Source organism: Agromyces sp. NPDC058110 (genome assembly GCF_042884735.1).
In the GTDB taxonomy this organism is placed as follows: Bacteria; Actinomycetota; Actinomycetes; order Actinomycetales; family Microbacteriaceae; genus Agromyces.
The window spans coordinates 596,107-613,797 of sequence record NZ_JBHVTI010000003.1 but is presented as its reverse complement, the minus strand read 5'-3'; the positions used below and the strand labels follow the sequence as shown (position 1 = coordinate 613,797).

Genomic DNA, 17,691 nt, shown 5'->3' with positions numbered 1-17,691 from the left:
GCGTCAGCCGAGCAGGCCGCCCATCTGCTTGGCGATGAGCTCGGTCGCGTACTTGGGGTTGATGCGCGAGATGCGGTCCATGGCGGCGGCATCCGAGCCGATCGTGGCGCGGAACCGCCCCTTGGCGAGCGCGTCGACGACGACCCTGCCGGCGACGGCGGGCTCGGTCGTCCTGTAGGAGGAGGCCGCGGCCTCCTCCTTCGACTGGCCGCCGGCCAGGTCGACCCCCGAGTTCGCGGCGATGTCGGTGCCGATCGCACCGGGGAACACGACGCTCACCTGCACGTTCGTGTCGAGGAGCTCGGCGTAGAGCGCCTCGGTCACGAGCTTCACGGCGGCCTTCGAGGCGCCGTAGACCGCCTGGCCGGGAACGGGCGCGTACGCACCCATGCTCGCGACGTTCAGGATCGCGGCCTCGGGCCGCTGCAGCAGCACGGGCAGGAACGCCTTGCACATGTTCATGACGCCGCCGAAGTTGACGTTCATGACCTTGTCGATCTCGGAGAACGGCAGGTCGGCCACCTTCACGAACTTCTGGATCACGCCCGCGATGTTGAGGATGCCGTCGACCCTGCCGTGCGCCAGCTCGACCGCGGCCGGGAGCGCCCCGACGGCCTCGCGGTCGGTGATGTCGACGACGTGCTGCGAGAACCGGTCGCCCGCGTCGGCGAGGCGCGCGGTCTCGTCGAGTCCGCGCTCGCTGAGGTCGACACCGGCGACCGATGCGCCGCGGGCGAGCAGCTGGAGGGTGACTTCGCGGGCGATGCCGTTGCCGGCTCCGGTGACGACGAAGACGTTGCCGTCGAGCTTCATGGGTGGGGTTCTCCTTGCCGGCGTGGGCCGTCGGGTCGGCGGTCGCACCGGGCGACGCCGCGCGGGGTCGGTCTGGGCGGCCGGGTGCCGCTGTCGGGCGATGGTATCCGGCAGAGCGGATGCGCGCGGCATCCGCTCGCTCTACACGGCAGCGTCGGCGTACTTCTGGGCGGCCTTCGCGACCTTGTCGACGTAGTCGTTGTCGTGGTTGTACGAGTACACGGCCGCACGCCAGCCCTCGGCGCTCGTCATCGGACCCGATGCGCAGAGGTAGTTCGCCGTGGCCAGTGCCGCGTCGTCGATCTGATTCGGGTCGGCTGAGCCGTCGCCGTCGCCGTCTGCGCCCCACTTCGCCCAGGTCGACGGGATGAACTGCATCGGTCCGACGGCTCGATCCCAGGTGGTGTCGCCGTCGAGGGCTCCCCCGTCGGTGTCGCCGATCTTCGCGACCCCGTTGCCGTCGAGCGCGCGACCGATGATCGGCGGTTGCGCGTGGCCCGACTCGTCGAGCGTCGTGTCGCCGTGGCTGCCGTGGCCCGACTCGATCGAGCCGATGGCCGCGATCGTGGCCCAGTCGACGCCGCAGTCGGGCTGCTCGGCCGACGCGATGACGTGCGCGAGCGCGTACGCGAAGAGCGCGCGCTCGGGGATGCCGGTCGCGGCGGCGACGTCGACGAGCCACGCGTCGTCGACCATCGGCATCGACGCGGGCGTGAAGCTCGACAGGTCGGTCGGATCGTCGGCGACCTCACCGTCGCCCTGGTCGCCCTCGTCGACCGAACCGTCGTCGATCGGCTCGTCGGATGCCGTGCCGTCGGGCGGTGCGGCGACGGGCGGCAGCGCCACGTGGGGGCCGTCTGCCGAGGGTGCCGCGAACCCTCCGGGATTGGCGGCCTGCCCGATGACGTTGACCGCGACGACCGTGCCGACCACGAGCGCGACGACGCCGAGCACGGTGCCCGCGTAGGCGCCGATGCGACCGACCAGCCGCCAGCCGTGCACCCGCGTGCCCGCGGCACGCCCGTCGGCGTGGCGACGCCCGCCGAGCTCGTCGGCGTCGAAATCGTCGTCCCAGGTCATCGGTCGATCGCTCCCCGCGGGCGGTGGTTCAGGGCTGCCCGCCCGGCCGTGCGCGCCGGCTGCGGGAGCCCGGCGTCGTCGGCCCGTCCGTTCACCCTACGCGCGCATCGCGCCCACCGCACCGGCGAGTCGGAAGTCCTCCCCATCGGGAAGCGGAATCTAACTAGAATTCGAAACCATGGAGATCGACGACGGCGCAGCGCCGAACGCCCCGACGACGGCGGGAACGGCCGCGACGGCCGGCACGGCCGCGGCAGCGGGAACGTCGACGAGCAAGTCGGCCCGCACCCGGGAGCGCATCCTCGACGCGGCCGCGCATGTGCTGAGCCGCAAAGGCTACGCGGGCACCCGCCTCGTCGACGTCGCGACGCACGCCAACCTGCAGGCGCCCACGATCTACTACCACTTCGGGTCGCGCGACGAGCTCATCGAGGAGGTCATGTGGGTCGGTGCGGCGCGGGTGCACGCGCACGTCGTCGACGAGCTCGCAGCCCTGCCCGCCGAGACGTCGCCGCTCGACCGCATCCTCACGGCCGTCGAGGCGCACCTGCGCTACGAACTGCTCATCTCCGACTACACGACCGCGTCGATCCGCAACGCGAACCAGGTGCCGGAGGGGCTCCGTGCGAAGGCCGCCGCCGAGGAGGCCGCCTACGCCAAGCTCTGGCGCGACCTGTTCGCCGCCGCGATGGACGCCGGGCAGCTGCGCCCCGACCTCGACATCTCGATCTCGCGGCTGCTGCTGCTCGGGGCCATGAACTGGGCTGCGGAGTGGTGGAACCCGCGGCACCGCACCCTCGAAGACCTCGTCTCGTCGACGCAGGACATGGTGCGCTACGGCATGACGCCCGCCGGGCGCTGACGGCCGGTCGCACGCCGAAGGACGGCGCGGACACCGGGGTCCGCGCCCGCCTCGGTACGGCTACGCGCCGACGGCCTGCGGGGCGAAGAGCGCCATCCGGCTGCGCAGCACCTCCTCGGCATCGGCGACGGTGCGCCGAACGACGTCGCCTGCGGTCGGGATGTCGCGGATGAGGCCCTGCACGAGCCCGACGGTCCAGATGCCCGCGTCGAGGTCGCCGTCCTCGAACACCTTGCGGCCCCGTGCACCCGCCACGAGCGGCTGCACGTCGGGGAACTCTCCGCCATTGGCGAGGATCTCGACGACCTCGTCGCTGACGGCGTTTTTCGCGACGCGGGCCGTGTTGCGCAGGCTCCGGAAGATGAGGTTCGTGTCGAGCTCGGTCGCCTCGACGATCCGCTCCTTCACGACCTGCGAGATCGGCGACTCGACCGTGCACATGAACCGCGACCCCATGTTGACGCCGTCGGCGCCGAGCATGAGCGCGGCGGCGAGGCCTCGACCGTCGGCGATGCCGCCCGAGGCGATGAACGGGATCGTGAGTGCGTCGGCCGCCGCTGGGATGAGCACCAGGCCGGGCACGTCGTCTTCGCCCGGGTGGCCCGCGCACTCGAATCCGTCGATCGAGACGGCGGTGACCCCGATGCGCTCGGCCTTCAGGGCGTGGCGCACGCTCGTGCACTTGTGGATGACCTTGATGCCGTGCGGCGCGAACGCCTCGACGTGCGGCTCTGGGTTCGAACCCGCGGTCTCGACGATCGTCACGCCCGAGTCGATGATCGCCCGACGGTACTCGTCGTAGGGCGGCGGGTTGATCGACGGCAGGATCGTGAGGTTCACGCCGACCGGCTTGTCGGTGAGCGTGCGGGCACGCTCGATCTCCTTCACGAGGTCGGCGGGGGTGGGCTGCGTGAGCGCCGTGATGATGCCGAGCCCGCCGGCCTCGGAGACGGCCGCGGCGAGTTCGGCGCGGCCGACCCACATCATGCCGCCCTGCACCACGGGGTGCTCGATGCCGACGGCCTCGGTGAAACGCGTGCTGAGCATGTGCCGCCCCTTACTCGTAGATCTCGCCGGTCTCGGCCCGCGCGACGAGCGACGCCGGCGGCAGGAACCGGTCGCCGTAGGTCGCCGCGAGTTCGCGGGCACGGTCGACGAAGCCCTGCAGGCCGCCCTCGTACTGGTTGACGTACTGCAGCACACCGCCCGTCCAGGCCGGGAACCCGATGCCGTAGATCGACCCGATGTTCGCGTCGGCGACGCTCGTCAGCACGCCCGCGTCGAGGCACCTGATGGTGTCGATCGACTCGGCGAAGAGCATGCGTTCCTGCAGGTCGATGAGCGGCAGTTCGGTGCGGCCCGACCCGAACCGTTCGCGGAGCCCCGGCCAGAGGCCGATCCGCTTGCCGTTCTCGTCGTAGTCGTAGAACCCGCGACCGCCCTTTCGGCCCGTGCGGCCCTGCTCGTCGACCATCCAGTCGACCACCGCGTGCGACGGATGCTCCGTCCAGCCGCCGCCCTCGGCCTCGACGGCCGCCCGAGTCTCCCGGCGGATCTTCTGCGTGAGCGACAGGGTCAGCTCGTCGAGCAGCTGCAGCGCGCCGGCCGGATAGCCCGCCTGGAGCGCGGCCTGCTCGATCGACGCGGGCTCGACTCCCTCGCCGACGGCGGCGACCGCCTCGGCGATGAACTCGCCGATGACGCGCGACGTGAAGAACCCGCGGGCGTCGTTCACGACGATCGGCGTCTTGCGGATCTGCTGCACGAAGTCGAAGGTCTTCGCGAGCACCTCGTCGCTCGTGCGCTCGCCGCGCACGATCTCGACCAGCGGCATCTTGTCGACGGGCGAGAAGAAGTGGATGCCGATGAAGTCGGGGGTGCGCTCGACGCCCTCGGCGAGGAGCGTGATCGGCAGCGTCGACGTGTTCGAGCCGAGCACGGCGTCGGGCTCGACGACGTGCTGGATCTCGTGGAACACGCCCTGCTTCACGGGCACCGACTCGAACACGGCCTCGATCACGAAGTCGACGCCCGCGAAGTCGGCCGGGTCGCCCGTCGGGGTGATGCGGGCCAGCAGCTCGGCGCTCCGCTCGGGGGTCGTCTTGCCCCGCGCGAGTGCGCGCTCCTCGAGGCTGCGCGAGTAGTCCTTGCCTTGTTCGGCCGCGGCGGTAGAGACATCCTTCAGCACGACCTCGATGCCGGCCTTGGCCGACACGTACGCGATGGCCGCACCCATCATGCCGGCGCCGATCACGCCGACCTTGCGGGCCGTGTACTTCGGGAAACCCACCGGGCGGCTGCCGCCCGAGTTGATGTGCTGGAGGTCGAAGAAGAACGCCTTGATCATGTTCTTCGCGACCTGGGTGTGCGTGAGGGACACGAGGTAGCGTGTCTCGACCTTCGAGGCGGTGTCGAAGTCGACGTACGCGCCTTCGACGGCCGCGGCCATCGCCGCACGCGGCGCGGGCAGCGGGGCGCCCTTGAGCTGCTTGCGCAGGAGGGCGGGCATCGCGGGCAGCATCGACGCGACGCCTGGTGAGGTCGGCGCGCCGCCTGGGAGCTTGAAGCCCTGCTCGTCCCACGGCTTCATCGGTGCCGGGTTCGCCGCGATCCAGGCCCTCGCCGCGGGCACGAGCTCGTCGGTGGATGCGACGACCTCGTCGACGATGCCGATCGCGAGTGCGTCCCGGGCCGAGAACTTCGTGCCCGGCAGGATGACCTCGCTGAGCGCGCGCTGCAGGCCGAGCATGCGCACGAGCCGGGTGATGCCGCCACCGCCCGGCAGCAGGCCGAGGGTGACCTCCGGCACGCCGAACTGGGCGCCCTTCACGTCGGCCGCGACACGGTGGTGCGCGGCGAGCGCGACCTCGAGGCCGCCGCCGAGCGCCGTGCCGTTGAGGGCGGCGACGACCGGCTTGCCGAGCAGTTCGAGGCGTCGCAGGTCGTGCTTCACGGCGTCGATGTGCGCCGTCTCCTCTGCCGCGCGCGACGGGTCGGCCGCGCGCAGCAGGTTGAGGTCGCCGCCGGCGAACCAGCTGCGCTTCGCGGAGGCGAGGATGACGCCCGTGAGGTCGTCGCGCTCGGCCTCGAGCCGGTCGACGGTGGCGCGCAACGCGCTCGTGAAGTGCGCGTTCATGGTGTTCACGCTCGCGGCGGGGTCGTCGATGGTGATCGTGACGATGCCGTCGGCGTCGCGCTGCCACGCGTAGGTGTCGGTCGCGAGGACCGCTTCGATGGTGCTGCTCATGTCGTGTGCTCCTGTTCGTGCGGAGTTCGAGTCGGGCGGGTCGGGAGGATCTGGATGGCGGATCGGTCGGTCGGCGCGCTCAGACGCGCTCGATGACGGTCGCGATGCCCATGCCGGCCCCGACGCAGAGCGTCGCGAGTCCGCGCTTGAGGTCGCGGCGCTCGAGCTCGTCGAGCAGCGTTCCGAGGATCATGGCGCCCGTCGCCCCGAGCGGGTGGCCGAGTGCGATCGCGCCGCCGTTGACGTTGACCTTGTCGTGCGGGATGTCGAGGTCGCCCATCCACCGCATGACGACGGCGGCGAAGGCCTCGTTGAGCTCGAAGAGGTCGATGTCGTCGACGGTGAGGCCCGCCTTGGCGAGCACCTTCTGCGTGGCCGGGGTGGGGCCGGTGAGCATGATCGTCGGCTCGGAACCGGTGACGGCCGTCGCGACGATGCGGGCGCGCGGGGTGAGGCCGTAGCGCTCGCCGATCTCCTTCGACCCGATGACCATGAGGGCGGCACCGTCGACGATGCCCGACGAGTTGCCGGCCGTGTGCACGTGGTCGACGCGCTCGACCGCGTGGTACTTCTGCAGCGCGACGGCGTCGAAGCCGGCGGCCTCTCCTGGTCGGGCGAACGCGGCCGGCAGTTCGGCGAGCGTCGCGGTGGTCGTACCGGCGCGGCGGTGCTCGTCGGTCGCGAGCAGCGTGACGCCGTTCTGGTCGCGCACCGGCACGATCGACCGGTCGAACCAGCCGTTGCTCCACGCCTGGTCGGCCCGACGCTGCGACTCGGCCGCGTACGCGTCGACATCCGCTCGGGTGAACCCCTCGAGCGTCGCGATGAGGTCGGCGCCGATGCCCTGCGGCACGAAGTACAGGTCGTAGTTCGTGGTCGGGTCCTGCACGTACGCGCCGCCGTCGGAGCCGATGGGCACGCGCGACATCGACTCGACGCCGCCCGCGAGCACCAGGTCTTCGAACCCCGACGCGACCTTCTGCGCCGCGGTGTTCACGGCCTCGAGGCCCGACGCGCAGAAGCGGTTGAGCTGCACGCCCGCGACCGTTTCGGGCAGGCCCGCGACGAGCGCGGCCGTGCGGGCGATGTCGCCGCCCTGCTCGCCGACCGGCGAGACGACGCCGAGCACGATGTCGTCGATCGCGGCCGGGTCGAGCGTCGGGTTGCGCTCCGTGAGCGCGTCGATCAGCCCGACGACGAGGTCGACCGGCTTGGTGCCGTGCAGCGATCCGCCGCGGTTCCTGCCGCGCGGGGTGCGCACGGCGTCGTAGATGTATGCCTCGGTCATTCCGGCCTTCCTCAGAGTCCCAGGCTCCGACCGACGATCTCCTTCATGATCTCGGTCGTGCCGCCGTAGATGGTCGTGATGCGCGCGTCCTCGTAGTCGCGCGCGATGCGGTACTCGCGCATGTAGCCGTAGCCGCCGTGCAGCTGCAGGCAGCGGTTCACGATCTGCACGTGCTGCTCGGTGGTCCAGAACTTGGCGGCCGCGGCATCCTCTGCGCTCAGCTCGCCCGCGGTGTGGCGCACGATGCACTGGTCGATGTAGGCGCGGCTCACCTGCGTCGCCGTGAACATCTCGGCGAGCTCGAAGCGGGTGTTCTGGAACGAGGCGACCGGCTTGCCGAACGCCTGACGCTCCTTGACGTAGGTCATGGTGCGGTCGATGACGCCCTCGCTCGCGGCGACCGCGGCGGCCGCGATCGAGAGGCGCTCCTGCGGGAGGTTGCGCATGAGGCCGAGGAAGCCCTGGCCCTCGGCGCCGAGCAGGTTCTCGGCGGGCACGCGCACGTTCTCGAACACGAGCTCGGAGGTGTCCTGCGCGTGCAGGCCGATCTTCTCGAGGTTGCGGCCGCGGCTGAAGCCCGGCAGGTCGGTCGGCACGACGATGAGGCTGAGGCCCTTGTGGCGGTCGTCGCTCGTGCGCACCGCGGTGACGACGAGGTCGGCGTTCTGCCCGTTCGAGATGAAGATCTTCGAGCCGTTCACGACGTAGTGGTCGCCGTCGCGCACCGCGGTCGTGCGGATGCCGGCGAGGTCGCTGCCCGTGCCCGGCTCGGTCATCGCGACCGCGGTGATGAGCTCGCCCGCGGCGATGCCGGGCAGCCAGCGCTGCTTCTGCTCGTCGTTCGTGAGCTCGAGGAAGTACGGGATCACGATGTCGTTCGAGAGCGCGATGCCGGCCATTCCGTTCGAGACCGGATTGCGGGCGAGCTCCTCGCCCATGACGGCGTTGAAGCGGAAGTCGTCGGTGCCGCCGCCGCCGAACTCCTCGGGCACGGTGAAGCCGAGGATGCCGGCCTCGGCGGCCTTGACGAAGAGCTCGCGGTCGACCTTGCCCTCCGCGTCCCACCGGTCGGCGTTCGGCCGCGCATGGCGCTCGACGAAGTCGCGCACGAGTTCGCGGAACGCCTCGTGCTCCTCCTCGTAGACGGTGCGGACGCGGTCCACCGTCGCGAGTGATGTCTGGGACATGTGCTCGATCTCCCTTGATCCATCGGGGGCGTGCCCCGGCTTGCGACGAGTCTAGGTCGGCTCGTCCACATTTTCTACATCAGATTAGAAAATGTTCGGCATCCTCTTGCCAGCCGCCCTGCGGACTCGGAGAATCGAAGCGATCGGTTTTCGAATCCCGATGAAGAATCCGTTCGACGATCACCCAGCAGAGCGGATGCCGCGGCGCGGCGTCCGACCCGAACGACGCGAGGATGCGCATGGGCGACGACGCCACCACGACCCCCGAACTCGTCGGCCGCGTGCGCGACTTCGTGCGCGAGGTCGTCATCCCGATCGAGGAGGCGCACCTCGGGGTGCTGCACCGGCCCGATCTCGCAGCGCACGATCTCGCGGGCGGGCGCGTCGACGACGGCGAGCGCGCGCTCCGCCTCGCCCTGCAGGACGCCGCTCGCGACGCGGGCCTGCTGGCCCCGCACCTGCCGATCGCCTGGGGCGGCCACGGCCTCACCCACCTCGGGCGGGCGTCGGTCTTCGAGGCCGCCGGGTACTCCCTGTTCGGGGCCGTCGCGCTCAACATCGCCGCCCCCGACGAGGGCAACATGCACCTCCTGCTCGAGGCGGCCTCCGCTGAGCAGCGCGAACGGTGGCTCCGTCCGCTCGCGACGGGAGACATCCATTCGGCCTTCGCGATGACCGAGCCGCCGCCCGGCGCGGGCAGCGACCCGCGCGCGCTCACGACCCGCGCGGAGCGGGTCGACGGCGGCTGGCGCATCACGGGCGACAAGTGGTTCATCACGGGCGCACGAGAGGCGGGCCTCGTGATCGTGCTCGCGCGCACCTCGGGCGAACCGGGCGACGCGGGCGGTGCGACGATGTTCCTCGTCGACGGCGCGAGCCCCGGCATCGAGATCGTGCGCGACGTGCACACCCTCGACGCCGGCCTCTACGCGGGCCACAGCCTCGTACGCTTCGACGGATGCCTCGTGCCCGACGACGCCGTGCTCGGCGAGGTCGACCACGGCTTCGAGGCCGCGCAGGTGCGCCTCGCCCCGGCCCGCCTCACGCACTGCATGCGCTGGCTCGGCCTCGCCGGGCGCGCCCACGACCTCGCGCTCGCGCACGTCGCCGAGCGCCGCGCGTTCGGCTCCGCGATCGGCGACCTCGGGCTCGCGCAGCAGCACCTCGCCGACAACGAGATCGACCTCGCCGCGTCGCGCGCGCTCATCCGCGAGACGGCCCGCGTGCTCGACGCTGCGGAGGCCGGCACGCCGACCGGCATCGACGCCGGCGCGCCCGACCCCGGCTCGGCCTCGTCGGTCGCGAAGACGTTCGTCGCCGAGGCCGTCGGCCGCATCGTCGACCGCAGCGTGCAGCTCTCGGGCGGCCAGGGCGTCTCCGACGAGCTCCTGCTCTCGCGGTACTGGCGCGAGGTGCGCCCGTTCCGCATCTACGACGGCTCAAGCGAGACGCACCGCTGGTCGATCGCCAAGCGCGCGGTGCGCCAGCACCGGAAGGGACTTCGCCATGACCTCGCCCAGTGACCCCTCGCCCGCCACTGCGCCCGCGTCCGGGACCGCGCGCGCCCGCGCCGCACTCATCACCGGCGGCTCGAAGGGCATCGGCCTCGCGATCGCCAGGCGGCTCGCTGCCGAGGGGTTCGCGCTCACGATCGCGGCGCGCTCCCCCGAGTCGCTCGCCGCGGCATCCGAATCACTCGAAGCCGACGGCGCACGGGTGATCACGGTCGAGGCGGACGCCTCCGACGAGGTCGCGATCGAGGCCCTCGTCGCGCGGCACGCCGAGCAGTGGGGGCGCCTCGACGCGCTCGTGCTGAACGCCGGCATGGGCTTCGGCAGCCCCATCGACCGAACCCCGCTGCGCCGGGTCGACAAGCACTACGCGCTCAACGTGCGCGGCACGTTCGCGACCGTCGCGGCCGCACTGCCCCTGCTGCGCACCACCGCGCTTGAGAACCCTCACGGCACCCGCGTCATCGCCCTGGCCTCGCTCGCCGGCCTCATGGCCGAGCCGAACCTCGCCGCGTACAGCGCGACGAAGGCCGCGGTCGTCTCGCTCTGCGAGTCGATCTGCGTCGAGGAGGCCGCGACGGGCGTGAGCGCCACGGCGATCTGCCCGGGCTACGTCGACACCGACATGGCGAGCTGGAAGCACGACGTGCTCGACCCGGCCGACATGATCCGGGCCGAAGACATCGCCGAGCTCGCGGCCTCGCTGACGCGTCTCTCGCGCAACGCCGCCGTACCGGTGCTCGCGGTGCACCGCGCAGGCGGCGGGCTCCGCGGCGCCTGAGGCGGCGAGCTCGCCCGTTCGAGCTCTGCAGGAAGGCGTGGATCGGCATCAGCCCACAGGCTGAGCGACGATGAATCACCTCCTGGCGCTACTCCGGCCGGTCACTTGATTCATCAGGAGACGGAACGTCCTGCCGCCGCGAAGTCAGGCGCCGCGGGACATCGAACCGTCGAACGAGCACCGCGACGGTGACGAACACGATCTCGACCCCGGATCAGTGGATGCCGACGGCGGCGGAAGCGGATTCACGGGATGGGTTCTTCCACGCTGACGAGCGCGGGACTGAGTAGCTGGGCCCGAAGACTCCCCGGGCGATCGACACCACTGCTCGCCCTCGCAAATGCCAGTTCCGCCTCATCGATGAGGCGGAACTGGCATTTCGAATTCGGATGTCGAGCGACACCGCAGCGCCGAGTCAGAAGCCGGATCCCACGCCCCGACGTCGAGGTCGAAGATCGAAGATCGAGCCTCCGGGTACGACGACGACCCGAGCGGCCGGTCGAGCGTCAGCCCTGCGCCGCGGGCGCCGTGCCGATCGCGTCGAGGTCGGCGTCGCCGGACCGTTCGAGCAGGAAGAAGTACGAGCGGCCCTCGTGCACCGTGCCGCGCCCGGTCATGACGCCGAGCACGGCGTCGTGGGCGAGCCGCACGAAGCAGTCGACGATGGGCTGGCCGTCGTACGACATCGCCGCGGTCTCGACACCCTCGTGCACGACCCGCAGCAGGCTCGCACCGCCGCGGGCGAGCGCCGCGTCGACGACGAGTCCGCCGCCGTCGACCTCGCACACGATGGGCGCGACGTCGTCGTCGGAGCGGAAGAGCTTGCCGAACCAGCGGTGCTTCGAGAGCAGGCGATGGGCCGGATGCCCCGTGCTGAGGCCCGTTCCCCGCCAGAGTCCGCGCAGGTCGCCGGGTTCGACGCCCGGCAGCGATCGCCAGAGCGACGGCAGGTCGGCCTCCGGCACGTGTCCGGCGGCGAGGCGCACGAGCAGGTCGCACGGGGAGCGTCGCGGGGCCGGCTCCGCGGTGGGGCGGGGAGGGGCTTCGCCCGCACCGGCGTCAGCACTGACGGCCGCGATGCCGCCGTCGGGGCGCGCAGGCGCGGCATCCGCCCCGCCCATGTGCAGCACGGGCTTGATGGCGCGACCAGCACGGGCATCGGCGACGGCGGTGTCGACGTCGGCGAAGTCGTAGCGCGTGATGAGGTGCTCGACCGGCAGGCGTCCGGCCCGCCACATGGCCACCAGCACGCGGAGGTCGCGGGTGACATCGGCATCGCCCTCGATGACGCCTGTGAGCGTGCGCCCCCAGAGCAGCCGCGACTGCGAGACCGAAACCTGGTTCGCACCGGCCTTCAGCGCCACGGTCGCGCAGACCCCGCGGGCCGCGAGGCAGCCGAGCGCGGCATCGATCGTGCCCTGCGTGCCGACCGTGTCGAGCGCGTGGGTCACGGGCCGGCGCTTCAGCGCCACGGCGAGCACGTCAGGATGGTGCGCCTCGGTCGCACCGAGCTCGAGCGCGAGCTCCCGCCGGGCGGCGACCGGGTCGCTCACGACGATGCGGCGCACGCCCCGGTGACGGGCGGCCATGACACCCGCGAGGCCCGTGGTGCCGGCGCCGAGCACGAGCAGCGCGTCGTCCTGGCCGGGCCGCAGCACGTTGAGCACGGCTCCGGCGCCCGTGAGCACGCCGCAGCCGAGCGTCGCGGCCACCGCGAACGGCACGTCGTCGCCGAGCAGCACGGCGCTGCGCTGGTCGACGACGACGCGCGTCGACCAGGAGGACTGGCCCATCCAGCCGGTCGTCACGGGGGCGCCCGGCAGCGTGGCTTCGGGCGCCGACCCGCCGGGCAGCGTGGCATCGGGCGCCGTCCCGCCGGGCAGCGCGGCATCCGCCATCGCCGCATCCGACCGGGCCGCGTAGTTCAGCTCGGCGAAGCGCTCGCAGTACGCGGGGTGGCCGGCCGAGCACGACGTGCACGCGCCGCACGAGGCGAACCCGAGCGCGACCCGATCGCCGACGCGGAGGCCCGAGACATCCGCCCCGACGGCCTCGACGACGCCCGCGCCCTCGTGGCCGAACACCGCAGGGAACCGGTCGCCCGCACCGCCGTCGATGCCGAACATGTCGGTCGGGCAGACGCCCGAGGCCATGACGCGCACGACGACCTCGGTCGCCCCTGGCGCACGCAGCTCCACGTCGGAGAGCGTGACGGATCCGCCGCGCTCCATGACGAGCGCGGCCACTGCCGCGGTCATGGTCGCCTACGCCGGGGTGAGTTCGCGGTCGGCGGTGCGGAGCGCGTTCTTGTTGACCTTGCCGCCGGCGTTGCGCGGCAGCGCCTCGACGACCACGACGTGCTTGGGCTGCTTGAAGCGCGCGAGCTTGTCGCCGAGGAACTCCGCGAGCGCCTCGACGGTCAGCTCGGTCTCGGGGTGCAGCACGACGGCGGCGACGGGCACCTCGCCCCAGCGCTCGTCGGCCCGGCCGTACACGGCGACGTCGATGATGTGCGGGTGCGAGAAGAGCACGTTCTCGACCTCGGCGCAGTAGACGTTCTCGCCGCCCGAGATGATCATGTCCTTCTTGCGGTCGACGACCCAGACGAAGCCGTCTTCGTCTTGGCGCACGAGGTCGCCGGAGTGGAACCAGCCGCCCTCGAACGCCTCGGCCGTCTCGGCGGGCTTGCGCCAGTAGCCCTTCATCATGGTGGGGCCGCGGTAGATGATCTCGCCCACCTGGCCGGGAGCGACGTCGTGCATCTCGTCGTCGACCACCCGCGACTGGATGGTCGGGATGGGCTTGCCGACCGACCCGAGCTTGCGCAGCGAGTCGGGCCCGCGCAGCACGCACGTGATGGGCGACATCTCGGTCTGGCCGAAGACGGCCGTGTTGAGCGCGTTCGGGAAGGTCTCCTCCATCTGGCGGAGGAGCGTGTCGGATGCCGGCGCGGCGCCCCAGCTGATGATGCGGAGCGCCAGGTCGCGATCCTCGATGCCGGGCAGTGCGCAGATCGCCTGCCACTGCTGCGGCACGTTGAAGACGATGGTGGCCCGCTCCCGCTCCCAGGCGTCGACGATCGCGGCCGGGTCGAAGGCGCCCAGCGGATGGATGATCGTGGGGATGCCGATGATGAAGTTCGGCGCGATCGACCCGAGTCCGGCGATGTGGAAGAGCGGCGCGGTCATGAACGAGATGTCGGACTCGTCGACGACGCCGTTGGCGCGGATGCACGTGATCGCCTGGGCGTAGAGGTTCAGGTGGTCGAGCATGGCGCCCTTCGGGCGGCCGGTCGTGCCCGACGTGTACATGATGAGCGCGGTGGCGTCTTCGGCGACGTCGGGCGCCTCGAACCCGTCGAGCGGTTCGGCGATGAGGGCCTCGAGTGCCTCCTGCCCGTCGCCGGCCTGCTCCCCGAGCACGATCACGCGCTCGATGCGCGAGGTGATCTGGCCGACGACGCCGACGAGCGGCGCGAGCGGGGCGTCGACGACGATGACCGATGCATCGGCGTCGTCGACGATGTAGGCGATCTCGGGCGGCGTGAGTCGGATGTTGATGGGCACGGCGATCGCGCCGAGCGTGTTGACGGCGAAGACGGTCTCGACGACCTCGGGGCTGTTCAGGGTGAGCAGCAGCACGCGGTCGCCCTCGGCGACGCCGCGGCGACGGAGGGCGGCGGCGAGGTGCGTGACGCGGTCGTGCACCTGCGACCAGCTCCAGTCGCGCCCGAGGTAGCGGAACGCGAGGGCGTCGGGCTGGTTCGACGCGTGGATGGCCACCTGGTTCATCCAGTGGTTGCGGCGGGCCGACCGAGGGATGACGGAGGCTTCGGTGCTCATTCGGGATTCCCTTCGTACTTCGCTGTACCAGCGCGGCCTCGATCCGCGCTCAGGTGTGCCCAGTATGCACGTCGGCGCCGCGGATGTCACGCATTTTGTTAACCGCGGTTCACACGATGCCAGGCACGCTGGAGTACGCTGACCGGATGAGCGCCATCGCACCAGCCGCGGCACCCGCCCGCACCCGGCCGAAGGATCGTCGGCAGCAGATCGCGATGGCCGCCGCCGAGGCCTTCTCGGAGCGCGGCTACCACCAGGTCAGCATGGGCGACGTCGCCGCGGCCGTCGGCATCTCGGCACCGGCGCTCTACCGGCACTTCCCCAACAAGTACGCGCTCTTCGTCGACGCCGCCGAGCGCCTCGCGAACGGCCTGCTCGAGGCGACCGACGCCTTCGAGGCATCCGGCGTCGAATCGGATGCCGCGGCCGCACCCTCTGGCGCCGAGCCGGCCCCGGCCGACGAGGCCGCCGCACGCGCCGCCTTCGACGCGATCGTGACGGCCGTCGTCGAGTCGACCATCGACAACCGCCGCACGGGCGGCCTCTACCGATGGGAGGGCCGGTACCTCGAGCCCGACGACCGCGCGAAGCTCCGCGCCGCGTTCTCGAAGCTGACCGCCCGGGTCGGCCGGCCGCTCTCGCGCCTCCGCGAGGCCGAGGGGCGCGCCGTCGACGACTCCGACCTGCTCCTGCTCGCCTCGGGCGTGCTGAGCGTCGTCGCGTCGATCACGGCGCACCACACGAACCTGCCGCGCCGGCAGCTCGCCGACCTGCTGGTCGCGGCCTGCGACGACGTCGCCGAGACCGAGCTGCCGACAGTCGGTGCACCCGCGGCCGCCGAGACCGGCGGGCTCGCGAGCGCGTCCAAGCGCGAGCTCATCATCCGCGAGGCGCTCGTGCTGTTCCATCGGCGCGGCTACCACGACACGGGCATCGAAGACCTGAGCGCGGCCGTCGGCCTCACGACCTCGGGCTTCTACCGACACTTCGCGAGCAAGTCCGACCTGCTCCTCGAGGCGTGCCTGCGGGCGAGCGAACGCCTGGTCGCCACGACCGCCGAGGCGCTCGGCGGCGCCGACTCCCCCGCCGTGGGGCTCGACCGCCTCGTCGACGCCTACGTCGCGCACAGCTTCACGCACCACGAGCTCATGAGCGTCTACTTCTCGGATGCCGGCGCGCTGCCGCCCGTCGAGCTCGAGCGCCTGCGCACGCTCCAGCGCAACCACGTCGACGAGTGGAGCGCGCTGCTGCGCGCCGTGCGTGCCGATCTCTCGGCGGCCGAGGCGCGCTTCCGCGTGCACGCGGGCCTCAACGTGGTCGTCGACATCGGCCGGCTCGTGCACTGGGATCCGTCGGAGTCGAATCGTCGCCGCGTCGCCGCGCTCGTGCGCTCGGCGCTCGGCGTCTCGTAGGCCTCGGCGTCTCGCAGCCCTCGGCGCCTGGTGCCCCTCGGCGTCTCGTAGCGCGCGGGGCGAACGATCGGCGGGGCGACGCTCGCCGCCCGGCCGATCACCCGTCGGTCAGTGCTTGCCGCGCCCGCCGTGCATCATGTGCAGCATGCGCTCGGCCAGGTGCATGTCCTTCTCGGAGCGGTCCATGGTGAGCAGGTCGAGCATGGGCTTCATGGTCTGCACCGCGACCGACTTCACGACGCTGAACTCCCGGAGACCGTCGGCGCCGTGGATGCGGCCGAAGCCCGACTCGCCGCGGCCGCCGAACGGCAGGCCCGGGATGCCGGCGAAGCCGAGCACCGAGTTCACGGTCACGGCACCGGCACGCAGGCGCTCGGCGAGCGCGCGGCTCCTGCCGAGGTCCTTCGTGAAGATCGACGCGGCGAGACCGTAGTCGGTCGCGTTCGCGAGTGCGACGGCCTCGTCGAGGTCCTGCACGGGGTTCACGACGAGCACGGGCCCGAACGTCTCCTCGCGCACGACCGCGCAGTCCTCGGGCACGTCGCGCAGCACGACGGGCTGCACGTAGCCGTTCGCGACCGACTCGGGGCCGCCGACGACGGCCGTCGCGCCGCGCGCCAGCGCTTCCTCGATGTGCGCCGAGATGATCGCCGACTGCCGCGGCAGGGTCATCGGGCCGTAGCTGTCGGATGCCTCGGGGCCCGGGTGCAGCTTCGCCACGGCCTTCACGAGCCGCGAGACGAACTCCTCGAACACGGGTCGCTCGACGTAGACGCGCTCGACGCCCGCGCAGGTCTGGCCGGCGTTGCCCATGCCGCCGAAGACCGCGAACCCGACGGCGTGGTCGAGGTCGGCGTCCTTCGCGACGATCATGGCGTCCTTGCCGCCGCCCTCGATGACGACGGGCGTGAGGCGTTCGGCGGCGGCCGCCATGACGCGCTTGGCCGTTCGGGCCGATCCGGTGAACGCGACCTTGTCGACGCCGCTCGCGATGAGCGCCTCGCCCGTGGTCGCGCCGTCGCCGACGACGACGGTGAACACGGCGTGGCCGGACACCGCGCGGTTCCAGGCCTCCTCGATCCACTTGGCCGTGCCCGGGGTCAGCTCGCTCGGCTTGAACACGATGGCGTTGCCCGCTGACAACGCGTACGAGATCGAGCCCATGGGCGTGTAGAACGGGTAGTTCCACGGGCCGATGACGCCGACCACGCCGTAGGGCTCGTAGCCGACGCTGGCCGACTGGTTGTAGCTCGCGATGCCCGACGCCACCTTCTTGCGCGAGAGCACCTTGCCGGCATGCTTCGAGGCCCAGTCGAGGTGCGTGAGCGTCAGCACGACCTCGAGCAGCGCGTCGCCCTCGGGCTTGCCGGTCTCGCGCGAGATGACCGCGGCCAGGTCTCGGGCTCCCGTGGCGATCTCGGTCTTCCAGGCCTGCAGGTGCTTCCGCCGTCCGGCGTGGCCCTGCTCCCGCCACCACTGCGCCGCGATGCGCGCGCCGCCGACGGCGGCGTCGACCTGCGCGGGCCCGTCGACCGGCCAGCTGCCGACCTGCGAGCCGTCGCGGGGGTCGGTGGAGACCAGCTGCGAATCCGTGTGGTCATCCGCGATGAGCGTCATGGCCGTTCCTTCCTCATTGAACGAACAGGGAATCTAAGTGAATGTAGATTC

The 17,691-nt window shown here is 71.7% G+C and carries 13 protein-coding genes; 4 read left to right on the top strand and 9 right to left on the bottom strand.

The genetic code is table 11. The features are described from left to right. Positions 1-3 precede the first annotated feature (3 nt). Positions 4-813, bottom strand: coding sequence for an SDR family NAD(P)-dependent oxidoreductase (locus ACFVS8_RS10235; protein WP_387061142.1), 810 nt, complete (start codon positions 811-813; stop codon positions 4-6). Positions 814-954: 141 nt separating this feature from the next. Further along, positions 955-1,893, bottom strand: a complete 939-nt coding sequence (locus ACFVS8_RS10230; protein WP_387061140.1) for a lytic transglycosylase domain-containing protein — start codon at positions 1,891-1,893, stop codon at positions 955-957. Between the two features lie 178 nt (positions 1,894-2,071). Here ACFVS8_RS10230 and ACFVS8_RS10225 point away from each other — a divergent pair, with 178 nt between their 5' ends. Next, positions 2,072-2,755, top strand: a complete 684-nt coding sequence (locus ACFVS8_RS10225; protein ID WP_387061138.1) for a TetR/AcrR family transcriptional regulator — start codon at positions 2,072-2,074, stop codon at positions 2,753-2,755. 60 nt (positions 2,756-2,815) lie between these two features. Here ACFVS8_RS10225 and ACFVS8_RS10220 read toward each other — a convergent pair whose 3' ends face one another. The 4 genes from ACFVS8_RS10220 to ACFVS8_RS10205 form a co-directional block, all read right to left on the bottom strand. Continuing rightward, positions 2,816-3,802 (bottom strand): NAD(P)H-dependent flavin oxidoreductase, encoded by a 987-nt coding sequence (locus ACFVS8_RS10220; protein ID WP_387061136.1) that lies wholly within the window; start codon positions 3,800-3,802, stop codon positions 2,816-2,818. Between the two features lie 10 nt (positions 3,803-3,812). Continuing rightward, positions 3,813-6,002 (bottom strand): 3-hydroxyacyl-CoA dehydrogenase NAD-binding domain-containing protein, encoded by a 2,190-nt coding sequence (locus tag ACFVS8_RS10215; RefSeq protein ID WP_387061133.1) that lies wholly within the window; start codon positions 6,000-6,002, stop codon positions 3,813-3,815. Between the two features lie 79 nt (positions 6,003-6,081). Continuing rightward, the gene (locus ACFVS8_RS10210) at positions 6,082-7,290 is read right to left on the bottom strand and encodes an acetyl-CoA C-acetyltransferase (RefSeq protein WP_387061130.1); all 1,209 of its coding nucleotides are present in this window, start codon (positions 7,288-7,290) and stop codon (positions 6,082-6,084) included. A gap of 11 nt (positions 7,291-7,301) precedes the next feature. Then, on the bottom strand, positions 7,302-8,477 hold the full coding sequence (locus ACFVS8_RS10205; RefSeq protein WP_387061127.1) for an acyl-CoA dehydrogenase family protein: 1,176 nt from the start codon (positions 8,475-8,477) through the stop codon (positions 7,302-7,304). 239 nt (positions 8,478-8,716) lie between these two features. Between ACFVS8_RS10205 and ACFVS8_RS10200 the strand changes: the two genes are divergently transcribed. Together ACFVS8_RS10200 and ACFVS8_RS10195 are read left to right on the top strand one after the other, a co-directional pair. Continuing rightward, complete coding sequence (locus ACFVS8_RS10200) at positions 8,717-10,000, top strand: acyl-CoA dehydrogenase family protein (RefSeq protein ID WP_387061125.1); 1,284 nt, start codon at positions 8,717-8,719, stop codon at positions 9,998-10,000. After that, positions 9,984-10,769: an SDR family oxidoreductase gene (locus tag ACFVS8_RS10195; RefSeq protein WP_387061122.1), complete on the top strand. Its 786-nt coding sequence runs from the start codon at positions 9,984-9,986 to the stop codon at positions 10,767-10,769. The genes ACFVS8_RS10200 and ACFVS8_RS10195 overlap by 17 nt, the downstream gene beginning before the upstream one ends. A 506-nt stretch (positions 10,770-11,275) precedes the next feature. Here ACFVS8_RS10195 and ACFVS8_RS10190 read toward each other — a convergent pair. Together ACFVS8_RS10190 and ACFVS8_RS10185 are read right to left on the bottom strand one after the other, a co-directional pair. Further along, complete coding sequence (locus tag ACFVS8_RS10190) at positions 11,276-13,027, bottom strand: alcohol dehydrogenase catalytic domain-containing protein (protein WP_387061119.1); 1,752 nt, start codon at positions 13,025-13,027, stop codon at positions 11,276-11,278. A gap of 6 nt (positions 13,028-13,033) precedes the next feature. Beyond that, positions 13,034-14,611 carry a long-chain-fatty-acid--CoA ligase gene (locus ACFVS8_RS10185; RefSeq protein ID WP_387061116.1) on the bottom strand — a complete coding sequence of 526 codons (1,578 nt, stop codon included), beginning with the start codon at positions 14,609-14,611 and terminating at the stop codon, positions 13,034-13,036. Between the two features lie 146 nt (positions 14,612-14,757). Here ACFVS8_RS10185 and ACFVS8_RS10180 point away from each other — a divergent pair, with 146 nt between their 5' ends. Beyond that, complete coding sequence (locus ACFVS8_RS10180) at positions 14,758-16,023, top strand: TetR/AcrR family transcriptional regulator (RefSeq protein WP_387061113.1); 1,266 nt, start codon at positions 14,758-14,760, stop codon at positions 16,021-16,023. 108 nt (positions 16,024-16,131) lie between these two features. On the opposite strand, the gene ACFVS8_RS10175 is transcribed toward ACFVS8_RS10180, so the two are convergent. After that, on the bottom strand, positions 16,132-17,640 hold the full coding sequence (locus ACFVS8_RS10175; protein ID WP_387061110.1) for an aldehyde dehydrogenase family protein: 1,509 nt from the start codon (positions 17,638-17,640) through the stop codon (positions 16,132-16,134). Between the last annotated feature and the right edge of the window lie 51 nt (positions 17,641-17,691).